Source organism: Acinetobacter sp. IK23 (assembly GCF_035615275.1).
Classification (GTDB): domain Bacteria; phylum Pseudomonadota; class Gammaproteobacteria; order Pseudomonadales; family Moraxellaceae; genus Acinetobacter; species Acinetobacter seifertii.
The window spans coordinates 45,703-61,287 of sequence record NZ_JANBNX010000001.1 but is presented as its reverse complement, the minus strand read 5'-3'; the positions used below and the strand labels follow the sequence as shown (position 1 = coordinate 61,287).

Annotated in this window: 15 protein-coding genes; 9 read left to right on the top strand and 6 right to left on the bottom strand. The window is 38.4% G+C overall.

The annotated features are described in order from the left end of the window. Window positions 1-22 precede the first annotated feature (22 nt). The 3 genes from MSG95_RS00345 (at window position 23) to MSG95_RS00335 (ending at window position 2,495) form a co-directional block, all read left to right on the top strand. Window positions 23-373: a NirD/YgiW/YdeI family stress tolerance protein gene (locus MSG95_RS00345; protein WP_004700511.1), complete on the top strand. Its 351-nt coding sequence runs from the start codon at window positions 23-25 to the stop codon at window positions 371-373. A 104-nt stretch (window positions 374-477) separates the two neighbouring features. Further along, window positions 478-1,140 carry a response regulator transcription factor gene (locus tag MSG95_RS00340; protein ID WP_004700513.1) on the top strand — a complete coding sequence of 221 codons (663 nt, stop codon included), beginning with the start codon at window positions 478-480 and terminating at the stop codon, window positions 1,138-1,140. Next, the gene (locus tag MSG95_RS00335; RefSeq protein WP_004700515.1) at window positions 1,137-2,495 is read left to right on the top strand and encodes an ATP-binding protein; all 1,359 of its coding nucleotides are present in this window, start codon (window positions 1,137-1,139) and stop codon (window positions 2,493-2,495) included. The genes MSG95_RS00340 and MSG95_RS00335 overlap by 4 nt, the downstream gene beginning before the upstream one ends. A gap of 65 nt (window positions 2,496-2,560) precedes the next feature. Here MSG95_RS00335 and hemP read toward each other — a convergent pair whose 3' ends face one another. Continuing rightward, window positions 2,561-2,731, bottom strand: a complete 171-nt coding sequence (gene hemP / locus MSG95_RS00330; protein WP_000993415.1) for a hemin uptake protein HemP — start codon at window positions 2,729-2,731, stop codon at window positions 2,561-2,563. A gap of 136 nt (window positions 2,732-2,867) precedes the next feature. Here hemP and MSG95_RS00325 point away from each other — a divergent pair, with 136 nt between their 5' ends. Then, window positions 2,868-3,770 carry an NUDIX domain-containing protein gene (locus tag MSG95_RS00325; RefSeq protein WP_077164464.1) on the top strand — a complete coding sequence of 301 codons (903 nt, stop codon included), beginning with the start codon at window positions 2,868-2,870 and terminating at the stop codon, window positions 3,768-3,770. A 22-nt stretch (window positions 3,771-3,792) separates the two neighbouring features. Here the strand turns inward: MSG95_RS00325 and MSG95_RS00320 are convergent, their stop codons facing one another. Together MSG95_RS00320 and mrcB are read right to left on the bottom strand one after the other, a co-directional pair. Beyond that, a complete protein-coding gene (locus tag MSG95_RS00320) occupies window positions 3,793-4,344 on the bottom strand; it encodes a tetratricopeptide repeat protein (protein ID WP_004700519.1) in 552 nt (183 codons plus the stop codon). Window positions 4,345-4,364: 20 nt separating this feature from the next. Beyond that, complete coding sequence (gene mrcB, locus MSG95_RS00315; RefSeq protein ID WP_004700521.1) at window positions 4,365-6,761, bottom strand: penicillin-binding protein 1B; 2,397 nt, start codon at window positions 6,759-6,761, stop codon at window positions 4,365-4,367. A 185-nt stretch (window positions 6,762-6,946) separates the two neighbouring features. On the opposite strand from mrcB, the gene MSG95_RS00310 reads away from it, so the two are divergent. Further along, entirely contained in the window at window positions 6,947-7,855 is a 909-nt protein-coding gene (locus MSG95_RS00310) for an NAD(+) kinase (RefSeq protein ID WP_002049094.1), read from the top strand. Then, on the top strand, window positions 7,852-8,124 hold the full coding sequence (locus tag MSG95_RS00305; RefSeq protein ID WP_002118245.1) for a YeaC family protein: 273 nt from the start codon (window positions 7,852-7,854) through the stop codon (window positions 8,122-8,124). The genes MSG95_RS00310 and MSG95_RS00305 overlap by 4 nt, the downstream gene beginning before the upstream one ends. 202 nt (window positions 8,125-8,326) lie before the next feature. Here the strand turns inward: MSG95_RS00305 and MSG95_RS00300 are convergent, their stop codons facing one another. After that, entirely contained in the window at window positions 8,327-9,340 is a 1,014-nt protein-coding gene (locus tag MSG95_RS00300) for a glycosyl transferase family protein (RefSeq protein ID WP_004700525.1), read from the bottom strand. A 499-nt stretch (window positions 9,341-9,839) separates the two neighbouring features. Between MSG95_RS00300 and MSG95_RS00295 the strand changes: the two genes are divergently transcribed. Beyond that, complete coding sequence (locus tag MSG95_RS00295; RefSeq protein WP_004700526.1) at window positions 9,840-11,195, top strand: dicarboxylate/amino acid:cation symporter; 1,356 nt, start codon at window positions 9,840-9,842, stop codon at window positions 11,193-11,195. A gap of 159 nt (window positions 11,196-11,354) precedes the next feature. Then, the gene (locus tag MSG95_RS00290; protein ID WP_004700529.1) at window positions 11,355-12,500 is read left to right on the top strand and encodes an acyl-CoA dehydrogenase family protein; all 1,146 of its coding nucleotides are present in this window, start codon (window positions 11,355-11,357) and stop codon (window positions 12,498-12,500) included. A gap of 50 nt (window positions 12,501-12,550) precedes the next feature. On the opposite strand, the gene MSG95_RS00285 is transcribed toward MSG95_RS00290, so the two are convergent. Together MSG95_RS00285 and MSG95_RS00280 are read right to left on the bottom strand one after the other, a co-directional pair. Next, window positions 12,551-13,174, bottom strand: a complete 624-nt coding sequence (locus tag MSG95_RS00285; protein WP_004700531.1) for a hypothetical protein — start codon at window positions 13,172-13,174, stop codon at window positions 12,551-12,553. A gap of 89 nt (window positions 13,175-13,263) precedes the next feature. Continuing rightward, window positions 13,264-14,205, bottom strand: a complete 942-nt coding sequence (locus MSG95_RS00280) for an alpha/beta hydrolase (protein WP_004700532.1) — start codon at window positions 14,203-14,205, stop codon at window positions 13,264-13,266. A 184-nt stretch (window positions 14,206-14,389) separates the two neighbouring features. Here MSG95_RS00280 and pheA point away from each other — a divergent pair, with 184 nt between their 5' ends. Continuing rightward, a complete protein-coding gene (pheA, locus tag MSG95_RS00275; RefSeq protein ID WP_002049199.1) occupies window positions 14,390-15,499 on the top strand; it encodes a prephenate dehydratase in 1,110 nt (369 codons plus the stop codon). The last annotated feature ends 86 nt before the right edge of the window (window positions 15,500-15,585 follow it).

Genomic DNA, 15,585 nt, shown 5'->3' with positions numbered 1-15,585 from the left:
ATGTAATCAAATAGGTGATTTTATGAAAACATTTAAAGTGATCTTGATGACAGCTATTACTGGTATCGCCATAGCACATCTATCTACGAGTCAGGCAGCAGCGATACCTGCAACGGTTACTACTGTTAAGCAAGCATTAAAGGCAAAAGACAATACGCCTGTAAAATTACATGGGCAAGTAGTGAAGTCTATAGGCGATGAGAAATATCAGTTCCGAGATAAAACAGGCACTATCATTATTAATGTAGATGATGAACTTTGGCAGGGTCATCCTATTTCTCCAACGACTAATATTGGTCTGGTTGGTGAAGTCGATATAGACTTTAAACCCTCAAAACATGTAGAAATTGATGTAGAGCAAGTCCAATTTTAAGCATTGGACTTTGCTTATACCATTTATAGCCGCACGAATGATGCGGCTTTGCTTTTTTAATAAATGCTTGGCAAGATCAAGTCAGAATATAACAGGATAAATAGATGAGAATTTTGCTTGCAGAAGATGATCGCTCTCAAGCGGAAAGTATTCAATCTTGGTTAGAGTTAGATGGCTATCAAGTCGACTGGGTTGAAAGAGGTGATTACGCGCTTACTGCGATTGAACAGCATGACTATGACTGTATTCTACTTGATCGAGGTTTGCCTGAATTGGCGGGTGAAAAAGTCTTAGCAACAATACGTTATAAACAAAAAAATGTACCAGTCATTTTTATTACGGCGCGTGACAGCATTCATGACCGAGTAGAGGGGCTAGATTTAGGTGCTAATGACTACTTGGTTAAACCTTTTAGCTTAGAAGAGTTATCTGCCCGTATTCGGGCTCAATTACGTAAACAAACTTTGAGTCAGCAATCGGTTTTAACTTGGGGAGATTTACATCTTGATACTCAAGCAAAAGTTGTATTATTGGCGGGAATCTCTATTGATTTAACAGCAAAAGAGTTCCAAATCTTACGTAAGCTCATGGTTCATCCTGAACATATTATTACGCGTGATCAGTTAGAAGAAGCGCTCTATGCATGGGGTGACGAGATTGAAAGTAATGCGATAGAAGTTTTTATTTATCAACTTCGAAAAAAAATCGGCAATAGCAGCATTAAAACCATACGGGGACTAGGCTACCGTATGGGAGATTTAAAATGAAATTGAACCGTTCATCTTTACAGTCTCAACTGGTTAAGACCACCATGTGGAGCAGTGTAGTGGTAGGGCTGTTGGCTTTAGGTTTGCTGACTATATTCTCGATTTACCACAACATGTCCGTGCAAGATCAAATTATGGATGAAATTTCAGATACTTTGTTGGTTTCTGATCTTTCTAACCATCCTATGAAGCAGTTTGATGAGCTTAGTGATGAATTTGATATTCAGTATGAATTATTAGACTCTGGTCAATTGCTTACCCATTCTCATACTTATCAACATGAGCTTTTTGAGCAGGGTAATTTATCCAAAGGGTTTTCATACTTTTGGTTTGATGGTCAATTATGGCGTAGTCTAGCCACACAGCAAAAAGATTCAGAGCTGCAAGTTGAAGTCTTTCAGCCCATGAGTACACGTGTTGAAGAGGTACTCAAAGCACTCGCTGGATATAGCGGTCTTATGGTTCTGTTCTGGCTATTACAATGGGTGATTGTAAGCTGGCGTACAGAACAACAATTGGCGGCTTTAAATCTACTTTCTAAGCGTATTGCTCAAAAAACTGCATCAAATTTAGAACCTATTCAAGACCCGGATGTCATTACAGAAATTCAACCAGTCATAGATGCTTTAAATCAGTTACTTGCAAGACTCCAGCGGGCGCTTGTTGCTGAACAACGCTTTACCGCAGATGCCTCACATGAGTTACGTTCACCTTTATCAGCAATACAAATGAGGCTTCAAGTTTTACAGCGTAAATACCAGCATGTTCCAGAGCTTGACCAAGACTTCGAACGCATCCAACAAGACGTTTCAAGAAGTACAAAGATTCTTGAAAATTTACTACTACTTGCTCGTTTAGAGCCTAATGAAACAGAACAGCCAGATCTGTTTAAGAGTGTGATTGATTTAAACCATATATTGGCTCGAGTCATTGAAACCGTAAATATTGATGCGCAAGCCAAACAAATGATGATTGAGACCAATATTTTGTCAAATGAAACTAAAGTATTTGCGAATGAAGAGTTACTCTTTATTGCTTTTCGAAATCTATTTGATAACGCGATTCGCTATAGTCCTACTTTAGGATTTATTCATGTTGAACTGAGTCAGTCCCAGCAACAACTGAAAATTTCTATAGAAGACGCTGGAAATGGGGTAGATGATGAAGTTTTAAGACGTCTAGGACAGCGTTTTTTTCGGGTATTAGGTACGCAGCAGCAAGGGTCAGGACTAGGGCTCTCAATTACTAAAAAAATTATTCAACTCCATAGTGGAGAACTACAATTTATGCATGCAAGCCAAGGTGGTTTAAAAGTTGAAGTGATAATGCCTTTTAATCAGGAAATACAAAAATAGCATGGTTGCCCATGCTATCCATTTTTTGTTTTCCCACGAATATTGTTGAAACGCGAGGATGGTTCTTATTTAGTTAAAATGAGACGGTTATTGCGTGTAAGGCGTAAACGATATTCCTCGCCAGCATGCATAATTCGAATTTCACGACCTAATGCAAATAGGTTGTTAGAATGCAGCATTGGTAAGGCATGAGCTGAATCAGTGTTACGAGTAAATAAGCTAAAAGGTGCGTTCATTTGTTGTGCTCCGTGGTATATTCTTGAACGATTTAAATGATAATCATTATCGAATAGATCTGTCAATGAGATTTTAAAGAATTTATAAATTGATAAAATTTGCTTACACTTGTGAAAAACTTGAGTGAGTAGAAAAATGCCTAAACCGATCGTCGATGTTGCAATAGCTATCTTAATTCATCGTGGGAAAATATTAGTTGGATGGCGTGGGGAGCAGCAGCATCAAGGTGGCAAGCATGAGTTTCCAGGAGGAAAGGTCGAGCAAGGTGAAACACCAAAAGAAGCCTGCCGCCGTGAAATTTATGAAGAAGTCGGTATCGGTTTAAAAGAATGGCATCAATTTGATTATATTCACCATGAATATGATGACATTATTGTCAATCTTCATTTGTTCCATAGCTATGTACCTGATGAGTTATTAAATCTTATTCACCAGCCTTGGACATGGTATACGCGTGATCAGCTAGTTAACTTAAACTTCCCGAAAGCCAATAAAGACATCATAAAAAGATTGTATTGGCCACATTTCATTAAAATTAATTCTACGCTCGTACTAACCGAAAATAAGGACACTTTAGTGTATTGGCGTAGTGAAAAAGATAGTTTTAATCCAGAAGATATAGAAAAATTAGTGCTGTTAAATACAGAGCAGCTTTCAAAATTAATCATAAATATCGATATTTGGCGCAAACTAAAACCTGAGTTAAAAAGCCACATAAAAACAGTTCATCTTAAACAGTCCCAATTAATGAGTTTGCATAAAGGTGATTTAGAGGTGGGAGTGCGTTTTATTGCAGCTTGCCACGATGCAGTTTCTTTACAACACGCACAGCAAATCGGCTGTGATGCTGTTTTTGTAAGTCCTGTCAAAGTAACTGAAACTCACCCAGAAGCGAGAGCACTTGGGTGGGATCGTTTTGCTGACTTGATTGAGAAATGCCAGATTCCCGTCTTTGCTTTGGGGGGGATGAGTCCTGATGATTTAGCCACAGCACAGCAACACGGTGCGTATGGCTTGGCAGGTATTCGTAATTTTTAAAAAGATATAAAAGCATTAAAAGCTAAAGCGCTTTTAATGCTTGCTGAGCTTCTTGAATAGTTTTTTGGTTATTGCGTTGTTGCCCAGCTTTTAAAATGGTTAGCCAAAGCTGTTTTTTCATCGCTTGGCTCTGAGCAAAGCTTAAACCACGTCTTGCAAGAGACTCAGCATTAGCATATTGCTGTTTATGACTTGCACTGAGTGCTAAAAATAAATAAGTCTCGGCGGCTTGTGGTGCTAAACGCTGCGCTTGAAGGGCGTAGCGCTCAGCCTCTGACCATTGCTGGTTTTTGTAAGCTTGCTCAGTTTTTTGCATTAACGTTTTAAAAGCAGGTAATTGGCTTCCATCATCATTAAAGCGTTGGGGCTTTTTCTGCTGAGGAACAATCACCTGTAAACTTTTACGTTGAATATCTGGATGATCATAAGGTGTAATTTTTACACCAGATGGTGTCTCAGTATTCTTTTTTTCGGCAACAGGTGGTGTTTTCTCTTTTGGGACTGAATGATCTGGTAAAGTTGTACAGCCGACCATAAGTACAGCACCAATATAAAAAACACCCTTCTTTAACATATCCTGTTTCCTGTTAACACTTAGTTGTTATAACTACCACTAGAAATCACTCGTGTGTTATTCGACAGATCTTGTTCCATCTGACTTTCACTATCACGAATATAGCTATCGCTATTATCCGGTTGAGATGCTGGTGCTGTGTTATCACTTTGTGGTGCGTATGTTGGATCAACTTGATAATAAGGTGCTGCACATGGCGTAGCACGATGTGGCACTGTATGCGTCAGCATAGGAATATACATTGCGCCAGCACAAGCCTGTGCCGACAAATCACCTGTTGCATGATCAATCCATTGCCACTGTACAGTGTCTGGTTGACGTAGATTTACTGGGGTTTGACGTAACTGTTTCATCACATTAATCCACACAGGTAATGCTCCAGATGAGCCAGTTAAGCCAGTTACTTTATTGTCATCTAGACCTAACCAGACTACAGCAACATGGTTACCGGAATATCCAGCGAACCATGAATCACGTGTATCGTTGGTTGTACCTGATTTACCAGCCAATTTTAAAGTAGGTGATAAGCTGTTATAAGCTGCACGACCAGTACCTGAAGACATAACCTGTTGTAGACCATAGTTCATGATATAGCCAACAGATGGATCAATTGTTTGTTGTACGTTTAAACCATAACGATCAAGTAAACGACCCTTGGCATCTACTACAGAACGAATTGCACGAGTTGGATATTTAAAACCACCTGTAGCAAAGTTTTCATAAATACCGAGTACTTCCATTGGTGACATATTAACTGCACCAAGGAAAATAGAAGGGTAGGCTGGAATTGGTGATTCGACACCAAATTTCTTTAAGTTGTTGGTAAATGTAGATAACCCAAATTCTTGACCTAAACGCACAGCAGAAAGGTTATAAGAGTTTGCCAAGGCTTCACTTAAACTTACAACGCCATGACCACCGCCACTATAGTTTTTCGGTGTCCAGCTTTTACCACCATCTACAGGAATGCTAATTGGCGCATCTTCGATCTTGCTTGCCCAGTTATAACGTCCAGACTCCATTGCGCTTAAATAAATCACTGGCTTCAATAGGGAACCGACTTGACGTTTTGCGTCTAGAGTACGGTTGAATCCAGTAAAGTCTTGAGTCGAGCCGACAGCTGCAATCAATTCACCATTTTCTGGATGTGCGATGAGCACAGCACCTTGCAAGTTTTTCAAACGAGCAGGGTTGCTTTGACTAAGACGTTCTACAGATGCTTTAAATGCATCTTGAACTTGAGTTTGAGCAATTGGGTCCAAGGTCGTAAAAATACGTAGTCCTTGATTTGTTAAATCACTTTCTTGATATTCGGTACGTAACTGACGACGTACAATATCTAAAAAGTCAGGGAATTTTGCAGGCCCTAGGCTTGGTTTACTTAGAATACCTAAAGGACGTGCAATTTCAGTTTCATATTCTGCTTGAGTTAAATAACCCATTACACGCATGTTATTGAGCACTGTATCGCGACGATTTTTTGCCCCTTCAGGGTTTTTCCAAGGGTTATATAACGATGGACCTTGAACTAAACCGACTAAATAAGCTTGTTGCGCGACATTGAGTTCACGAAGTGGTAAACCAAAATAAAATTGTGAAGCTAAGCCATAACCATTGATTGAATAGTTACCATTTTGGCCTAAATTTACTTCGTTTAAATAAGCTTCTAAAATTTCATCTTTGCTGTAATGCAACTCAATAAGTAAAGCCATTAATGCTTCATTCACTTTACGTTTTAAGGTGCGTTCAGGTGTTAAATAGAAGTTTTTAACTAACTGTTGTGTGAGTGTTGAACCACCTTGGCGACGTCCTCCAGTGACATTACTCACCAAAGCACGTGCTGTACCACGAATCGAGATACCGTGGTGATGATAGAAGTTGCGGTCTTCGGTAGAAATTAAAGCTTCAATCAGTGGTTTAGGAACACTATTAAGTTTAATCAGGACACGGTCTTCATTATGCTGGGTATAAATGCCCCCAATGAGTAAAGGTTCTAAACGAGCCACACCTGTTGATGATGGTTTTGTACTACGTACATCTGCAACCTGATCGTTTGCAAAGCTGAGCTCTAAAACCTGTTCAGGTTCTACGCTATCACCATAGTCGAAACCACGTGTATGCACATACATGTTGCTACCTTGAGCAACAAAGGTTCCTGACTTGTCATAATTACTTGAAGTTTTGTAACCTAATAATTTTAATTCTTGAGTGAAATTTGCTTGTGTAATGGGTGCATTATTATAAATTTCCAAAGGCCGAGCAAACACTTTGGCCGGAATGTCCCAGCGCTGTCCTTCAAATTTTTCACGAATAATATTATCTAAACGAATCAGATAGATACTAAGAGCAATAAAAGCACTAATCACCAAAATTGAAAAAATTAGCGCGAAGAAACCGATACCACGTTCAAACTTCATATAAATGAGATAAAACCCTAAACAATACGTTAATGATGCGATAGCTTGTCATCAATTTGCAATGATAAAACTGTGAATAAATTGAAAACTTAGATTGAATTTTACAGCATCTTGTTGTTATGTTTTTTTAAATTAATCAGGATAATGTTATGATAACGTAGAATCGCAGCGGAGCTTACTCATTCGTGCAAATTTCACATAAGTCCTTCAGAAACGTCGGGTTAATTGGTCGACCGGATAAATCATCAGTTGTAGAAACACTATGTTTAATTCATGACCATTTGCTAAGTTTAGGCCTAAACCCCATTTTTGATCAGGAAACTGCCGAATTAGTGCCCTATGATCATGCGCAAGTTGTTAGTCGTCACTTATTAGGTGAAGTCGCTGATCTGGTCATTGTAGTAGGTGGAGATGGTTCTTTGCTTCATGCAGCCAGAGCTTTAGTTCGCTACAATACACCTGTTATTGGCATTAACCGTGGGCGTTTAGGATTTTTAACCGATATTAAGCCTGCGGAAGCTATTTTTAAACTTGATCAGGTATTACAAGGTCATTTTCAACTTGATCGCCGTTTCTTGCTTGAAATGGAAGTACGTACCAATGGCGAAGTCATTTACGACGCAATTGCTTTAAATGATGTCGTACTACACTCAGGTAAGTCGGTACACATGATCGACTTTGAACTTAATATTGATGGTCAATATGTTTACCGTCAGCATAGTGATGGTTTAATTGTTTCGACACCAACAGGATCAACTGCTTATGCATTGTCAGGTGGTGGCCCAATTTTACATCCAAGTATGGATGCGATTGCATTAGTCCCTATGCACCCCCATACATTATCTTCACGCCCAATCGTAGTCGGTGGGCAAAGTGAAATTAAAATTGTTATTCGCGAAAACCGGGTATTACCGATGGTGAGTGCAGACGGACAACACAGTGTATCGCTCAATGTCGGTGATAGTTTGCACATCCGCAAACATCCATTTAAATTAAGTTTATTACACCCACCAGGTTATGATTTCTATATGGCTTGTCGTACCAAACTGGGTTGGAACCAAGATTTTGAATCTTTTCAAAGAGATGAATCATGAATATTGAACAAATGCTATCTGTTTTAAACCCTGAAATTGTCGAGCGTTTAAAAACAGCCGTAGAGATCGGTAAATGGCCAAATGGTGTTGTTTTGACAAAGGAACAGCGCGAAACATGTATGCAAGCTGTGATTGCTTGGGAGTTAAAGAACTTACCGGAAGATCAGCGTAGTGGTTATATTGACCGCGGAACGAAAGAAGAGGGTGAAGAGTGTGATGATGATCATCACAAGCATGAGCCTGAGTTTAAACCGATTCGTTTTGTTTAAAACTTAATAAGACAGAAAAATTATTTTTGGTTATTCCATACAGCCCTTATATAGCATGTTTTTCATAACTCATAGCATATAGGCTTTTATTACTTTTGAAGGATCAAAAGTAACCAAAAATCCTCTGTATCACTGACGATACTTCCTGTATCGCAGTGATACGGTCGACATCCATGTCGACCTTCACGATAGCATCTGTTAACTACAAATTAATATTGCTTAAATTTCGTGTTTCCCATAGCACTTTTGCTTTTTGCATCGCTTCTTCAAAGCTAGCAACAACGCCCATGGTATATAACGCAATACCCATGGTTTCTGTTACTGCCATTTCACCATATTCATGATGCTGCTGACCAAGCCAGACCGCTTTAAACGTTGCTAAATCTAACTCTTCTTCAATTCGGCTACGTTCAGGCGTAAGCTTTGGCAACTCATGTTCATAGAGCTCACCATTTTTAATACCGCAAATGAGAGTTTTAGCATCAGGGTTTCGCTCAAATTCACCGCCTTCACCTTTAATCACTGCACTATTTTGATAGCCCAAGCGAAGCGCACTATGTTGATGAGAGGTTCTATACGCGGGATGGAATATCGCTTGTAAGGTGGCTTTCGCATTAAATGGGTTAATGAGGCGAGCCAAAGTGTGAATAGGCGAGCGTAAGCCCATCACATTTCTCAAAGAAATTAAATCGCTTAAAACAGGTGAAATTACATCTAATGGTAAGTAAGCAAAATTCTGTTCGGCTAATTGTGTGCGGACTTCTTGTTCAGAATGGCAAATTTTATAATCTAAATATTCCAAAACTTGTTCAGTATAGACTCGGTTAATCGTATGCCCAGAAGCGCCATGCATGACGATTTTGTAGCCGTGATGCGCAAGTGTCAGAGCAGCCAATAAAAACCAAGGATAATGTTTACGCTTGCCTGCATAAGATGACCAATCTAAGTCAACGTCTAAAGGTTGAAAATTAAGCTGGTCTTTGGTGGCTTGTACGAAACCTGAAAGCTCATCAATGGACTCTTCTTTAACACGTAGTAGCATTAAAAAAGCACCCAACTGAACATCAAGAACTTCGCCTTTTAAAATCATGGTAAAAGCTTGATAGGCTTCTTCATAACTCAGTGAGCGAGATCCGGTTTTCCCCTTACCTAAAATACGGACATATTGCGCAAAGGGATGTTCAGCATCTTTATAGATATTACGTTTAGTATTCATGGCAGTTCAAAACAGTAAAAATAAGGGGTATGCAGCTCAAAATGAAATGTCTGCAAGTACTTATCAATATGACATAAAAATCTGCTGAAAAAATATCAAAAGTGTTTGTCATACTAAAGTCTTAAGGCCGCATGGGTGTTTTTTATACGTATTAGCCAAAAATTTAACCGAATCGTGATTTAATTCGAGTAAACTTTCATGTGCTTTTTTGAGCACTCATATCATAATTTTCTGTGATTCTCCTATATCTTCAGCTTTTTATTGAAAAAGTAAGAGGTTATTTCTGGCTACTCAAAGTGGTTGGAAACTTCAGGTATTTTCCTGTTTTAGAAAACAGCTTTTTTGTTTTCGTTGAGGTAGTAGGAAGGTTTTTTGTTATTAAAAAACCATTTCCCTTTTGCGGTGTCCATGTGAAAGGTTAGGGCTGTGTATTCGTAAAGAATAGACGTTTCATTTTGATATTTCCAACGGACTTGGAAATATAGATTGAAGTAAAGTTATGGCTAAAAAACCGATTTATAAATCACTTTATTTTCAGGTGATTATTGCGATTATTGCGGGTGTTTTGGTAGGGCATTTCTCTCCAAGTACAACGCAAATAGTGAATGGTGTTGAACATCATATTCCAGGTTTAGGTGAGCAACTCAAGCCATTAGGTGATGCTTTTATTCGTTTGATTAAAATGATCATCGCACCTGTTATTTTCTGTACAGTGGTCAGTGGTATCGCTGGTATGGAAAGTATGAAGTCAGTTGGTAAAACTGGCGGTGTTGCGTTGTTATACTTCGAGATCGTTTCAACAATCGCACTTCTGATTGGCCTTGTGGTGATTAACATTGCAAAGCCAGGTGTAGGAATGAATATTGATCCTACAACCCTAGACACTTCAGGTATCCAAAAATACGTTACTTCTGGTGAGTCACAATCTACCGTTGATTTCTTAATGCACATTATTCCTGACACGGTTGTAGGTGCATTTGCAAATGGTGAAATCTTACAGGTCCTTCTTTTTGCAATTCTTTTTGGTTTTGCACTTCATAAGTTAGGTGATGCAGGACGTCCAGTTTTAAAGTTAATTGATCAAATTGCACATGTATTTTTTAACATTGTAAATATGATCATGAAGCTTGCTCCATTGGGTGCATTTGGAGCAATGGCATTTACTATTGGTAAATATGGTGTGGGGTCACTCGTACAATTAGGGCAACTTATTATTTGCTTCTATATTACGTGTCTGCTCTTTATCTTCTTGATTTTGGGTACAATCAGCCGTATCAGCGGTTTTAGCATCCTTAAGATGATTCGTCTAATTCGTGAAGAACTCTTAATTGTGCTTGGTACTTCTTCTTCAGAATCAGTCTTACCACGTATGCTGCGTAAACTTGAGATTGCTGGTTGTGAAAAGTCTGTAGTCGGTTTAGTTATTCCGACGGGTTACTCGTTTAACCTTGACGGCACTTCAATTTATTTGACCATGGCTGCAATTTTTATTGCTCAAGCCACAAATACACAGCTTGATATCCAGCATCAAATTACTTTGCTTTTGGTACTTTTAATTTCATCTAAAGGTGCAGCAGGTGTAACAGGTTCTGGTTTTATTGTTATGGCGGCAACTTTATCTGCTGTTGGTCATATTCCAGTTGCAGGTTTGGCATTAATTTTAGGTATTGACCGTTTCATGTCAGAAGCACGTGCTTTAACCAACCTTGTTGGTAACTCTCTAGCAACAATTGTGGTTGCTAAATGGGTAGGTGCTTTAGACAAAGATAAATTAAATGATGCATTAAATAATCCAGAGGACGTGGATAGAAAAATGCTTGAGCCAAAAAGTGTTGTTGCTGAAGCATCTCACTAAACAATATGATTGATAAAAAGGGAGCTTAGGCTTCCTTTTTTATTAGCTGACTGAAAAGTACAGTTTTAATGAGCAGCTATGTCATGACAGTAACTAAAAAAATGATTAGCATGCTCAGCAATGAGAATTGATAAAACAATAAAGCTGAAGGAAAATATTATGTTGGCATACGATGCAGATTTAGAATTATTTCGTGATAATTTTAAACGTTTTATGAATGAGCATATCGCTCCACATTATGACCAATGGGAACACGAAGGAATTATGCCGCGTTCAGTTTGGAATCAACTGGGCGAAAATGGCTTTTTATGTGTAGATGTTCCAGAAGAATACGGTGGTTATGGCGTTCCAACTTACTATTCATTAATGTTGGTTGAAGAATCTGCTCGAGCTGGTTTTTGCGCATTATCAACTGCTATTTCTTGTCACTCTGAAATTGCTGCACCATATATTTTACATATTGGAACTGAAGAGCAAAAACAATACTGGTTACCAAAAATGGTTACTGGTGAAGTGGTTGGTGCAATTGGTATGACTGAACCGGGTGCTGGTTCAGACTTACAATCAATGCGTACGAGCGCCATTTTGCAAGATGACCATTATTTACTAAATGGTTCAAAAACCTTTATTTCAAATGGTCAACATGCTGACCTTGTGGTGCTTGCAGTAAAAACCGATCCTCAAGCGCGTGCGAAAGGGGTGTCATTATTATTGGCTGATACGCATTTAGAAGGCTTTAAAAAAGGTACCAACCTCGACAAAATCGGTCTGCATTCTCAAGACACATCTGAGCTATTTTTTGACAATGTTAAGGTTCCTAAAAACCAGTTACTCGGTCAAGCTGGGCAGGGGTTTGCTTACTTAATGCAAGAGTTACCACGTGAACGTACAGCGATTGCATCTACCGCTATTGGCGCTATTCGTGGTGCAATTGATTTGGCAACGGCTTATGTAAAAGAGCGTCATGCATTTGGTCAACCTATTTCTCAGTTCCAAAATACGCGTTTTGTTTTAGCTCAAGCAAAAATTGATGAGCTTGCTACGGCTGCTTTTTACGAGAGAAACGTTGCTCTATATCAAGAAGGTAAGCTAGATGTGGAAACAGCAGCAGCACTAAAAAGCTTCAGTACAGATATGCAAATGAAAGTCGCAGACAACTTGCTGCAACTCTTTGGTGGTTATGGTTATATGACTGAATATCCAATTTCACGTTTCTTTGTAGATGCTCGTATTCAGCGTATTTACGGTGGTACAAATGAAATTATGAAAGAAATCGTAGCGCGTGGTTTAATTGGTAAAGCCTAATTAAATAGTTTTAAAAGAAGCCTACCTTTGAGTAGGCTTCTTTATATTACCTATTTGTTAGTTCGATAAATGACAGGATAGTCTTGTTGCTTGGGTAACATGTGTAAGGCCTGATTGATCTTTCTTAAAAATGCATCGGCTTCATCTTGACGAAAAGAGTCTTCGGTATATTTGCTACGTTTTTGATTGATGCCACAACCCGTTATTTCCATATTTTCAGGATTAAATGACCAGTCATTTGGATTCTTTAAGTTAATGTCTAAATCACTTTCACAGCTTTTCCATAAACGTAAAAACTCATTTGATAATTCTGTTTTAAATCCTCGTGCTGGATAGACCGAGAAGCCTTTCATTTCGGGATTAGAAAACTGTATAAACATGTCTACTGGCATACCGCCCCAAATGATTGCTGTATTTTCTGGTAAAGCAATGCCTGATAAATTTTTCTCATTTAAAGAATGTTTTTGCTCAAATTTTTGCTTGAAAGCTTGCGACTGATAGTTCAGTTTAGTTTCGGCTGGGATTGGAATACCACGAACTTGATTGCTGGTAGTTGTCATATAGTACGGAGAATTATCAGTACCATTACATCCTGCGATTATTGGACAACCGCTACAAGCAGTTAAACTATAACTTGCAAGACTCAGTAGACTTAAAACAATAATTTTATTCATTCTATTTTACTGTTCTTTTAACATCTTTAAGCAGTATAGCTAATCTAGGCTTTAAGATGAGTTCAGCATTTTGAAATTTGAGTAATTTCTTATTCCGTTGCCTTCTCACTCTGTTCATCAAATAAAGATTTGCAGCTTTCTAGATCTTTGCACGAAGCAAACATAAGGGCTTTAGGCAAGCTCGCATACAAATTTGTAATGTGTTGCTCAGCAGGATTATAAAAATGCCAATAATTAAATTGGTTTGAACGTTTGTTTTCTAAAGCTTTAAAGAAATCTGTTTCATTAAACTTATTATTAGATTGAGTACGAGGCCCACCTTGCTCATGTGTACCGACTGTGGTCATGAGTAAGGGATGATTTGATTTTTGACTTTGCCAATGCTTTAACTGTTGAAATAACATACCTTGGTCAAACCACAGAGAAGGGCTTGCAGCGAAGTAACGTTGAAATGCATCTGGCTTTTGAAAAAAATGATAAAGCACAAACAAGCCTCCAAAAGAGTGCCCATAGATACTTTGTTGCTGGCTATTAATTGGAAACTGTTGTGCAATTTCAGGTTTGAGTTCGTTATTTAAAAATGCAATAAACTGATCAGCACCGCCATATTTATATTTACCTTGAGCCTGAAATTCAGAAGAAGGTTTTGGAGTGTAATCATAAGCACGCTTTTGCACATCAAAGGTTTTTTGCTTAGGATAACCAACCGCTACAATCATAAGTGGATCAAGTCCTAATTTTGTAGAGCCAGCGCCAATCGACTGAGCAATATTGACAGCACTTGGGAAAGTTGCATTTCCGTCTAGTATATATAGTACGGGATACCCATGTTGTGGTGGGGCAACAGGTGGTTTATAAATTTGAATAAGATAATCATGGCCTGTATTTTTAGATTTGATTTGGAATTGTGCCTGATTGTTTTGAAAAACGATTTTTGATTGATTTTGTATAGCCGTTTCAGCTAGAACATTACCGCTTATTAAAGTACTCAAGATAAAACTAGAAGAAAAAAAGAAAAATGATTTATGCATGACAGATAAGAATAAAATTTATTACTCAAATCATAAATGAAAATCATTATCAAATAAAGGCATCAAAAGAATGTCCGCAAAAAGGTTAATGAAAAAAGCTCTTACAGCCATATTGCCTAACAAATCAAAGCAGACTATTGTTATACTCTCGTTTAAAAGATGATTTTACTGAGGCTGCATTCCAATGATCAACGATGATCAAAACAAAACGACTTCTCTTAGTTTAGAACAAATTCGCGAAGATATTGATAGTGTTGATCAACAGATTCAAGAATTATTAAATCGCCGCGCAAGCCTTGCTGAAGCTGTTGCTAAAGCTAAATTTGCTTCCGAAGAGAATCCTTTGTTTTATCGTCCTGAACGTGAAGCGCAAGTCTTACGTAAAGTGATGGAGCGTAACCAAGGTCCTTTATCTGACGTTACTATGGCGCGTTTGTTCCGTGAAATTATGTCTGCTTGCCTTGCTTTAGAAGCTCCGCAAAGTATTGCATTTTTAGGACCAGAAGGTACTTTTACTCAATCTGCTGTGCTTAAGCATTTTGGTAAGGATGCAGTTGTTCGTCCATTACCAACTATTGATGAAGTGTTCCGTGAGGTGGAAGCGGGTAGTGCACATTACGGTGTAGTTCCAGTTGAAAACTCATCTGAAGGTATTGTGAACCATACTTTAGATTGTTTTAAAACATCTAACTTAAATGTGATTGGTGAAGTTGAATTGCGTATTCATCATCAATTCTTAGTCTCTGAAAATACACGTAAAGACAGCATTAAACAGATTTATGCTCACCAGCAAACTTTGGCCCAATGTCGTCAGTGGTTAGACGCGCATTATCCGGGTGTTGAACGTGTTGCCTTAAACTCAAATGCAGAAGCTGCACGCCGTATTCGCAACGAATGGCATTCAGCAGCAATTGCATCTGATATTGCAGCAGGTATGTATAACCTTGAAATTTTGCATAGCAATATTGAAGATAACCCAGAAAATACAACTCGTTTCTTAGTCATTGGTCGTGAAAAAATTCCACAAAGCGGTAATGACAAAACATCGTTATTAATTTCAGCACATGACCGTGCAGGTGCTTTATTAGAAATTTTAGCGCCGTTTGCAAAACATAATATCAGCTTAACGAGCATTGAGACTCGCCCAGCGTTACCTGAAAAATGGGCCTATGTATTCTTTATCGATTTAGAAGGTCATATTGATCAAGAGAACGTTGCTGCGGCAATCAATGATATTCGTCCAATGGTAAAAGAGCTTCGTATTCTAGGTTCTTATCCTGCTGCTGTTCTCTAATCACTCATGTTGGAATAATGGCATGTATCAAAATAGAGCATGTCATTATGCTTAAAAATAAATTGCTCAGAGGTTTAAATCACTTT

Bases quoted from the DNA above. Each gene is read 5' to 3' on its own strand.
- MSG95_RS00345 (WP_004700511.1), top strand. From the start codon at position 23: ATGAAAACATTTAAAGTGATCTTGATGACAGCTATTACTGGTATCGCC.
- MSG95_RS00340 (WP_004700513.1), top strand. From the start codon at position 478: ATGAGAATTTTGCTTGCAGAAGATGATCGCTCTCAAGCGGAAAGTATT.
- MSG95_RS00335 (WP_004700515.1), top strand. From the start codon at position 1,137: ATGAAATTGAACCGTTCATCTTTACAGTCTCAACTGGTTAAGACCACC.
- hemP (WP_000993415.1), bottom strand. From the start codon at position 2,731: ATGAACGCACCTTTTAGCTTATTTACTCGTAACACTGATTCAGCTCAT.
- MSG95_RS00325 (WP_077164464.1), top strand. From the start codon at position 2,868: ATGCCTAAACCGATCGTCGATGTTGCAATAGCTATCTTAATTCATCGT.
- MSG95_RS00320 (WP_004700519.1), bottom strand. From the start codon at position 4,344: ATGTTAAAGAAGGGTGTTTTTTATATTGGTGCTGTACTTATGGTCGGC.
- mrcB (WP_004700521.1), bottom strand. From the start codon at position 6,761: ATGAAGTTTGAACGTGGTATCGGTTTCTTCGCGCTAATTTTTTCAATT.
- MSG95_RS00305 (WP_002118245.1), top strand. From the start codon at position 7,852: ATGAATATTGAACAAATGCTATCTGTTTTAAACCCTGAAATTGTCGAG.
- MSG95_RS00300 (WP_004700525.1), bottom strand. From the start codon at position 9,340: ATGAATACTAAACGTAATATCTATAAAGATGCTGAACATCCCTTTGCG.
- MSG95_RS00295 (WP_004700526.1), top strand. From the start codon at position 9,840: ATGGCTAAAAAACCGATTTATAAATCACTTTATTTTCAGGTGATTATT.
- MSG95_RS00290 (WP_004700529.1), top strand. From the start codon at position 11,355: ATGTTGGCATACGATGCAGATTTAGAATTATTTCGTGATAATTTTAAA.
- MSG95_RS00285 (WP_004700531.1), bottom strand. From the start codon at position 13,174: ATGAATAAAATTATTGTTTTAAGTCTACTGAGTCTTGCAAGTTATAGT.
- MSG95_RS00280 (WP_004700532.1), bottom strand. From the start codon at position 14,205: ATGCATAAATCATTTTTCTTTTTTTCTTCTAGTTTTATCTTGAGTACT.
- pheA (WP_002049199.1), top strand. From the start codon at position 14,390: ATGATCAACGATGATCAAAACAAAACGACTTCTCTTAGTTTAGAACAA.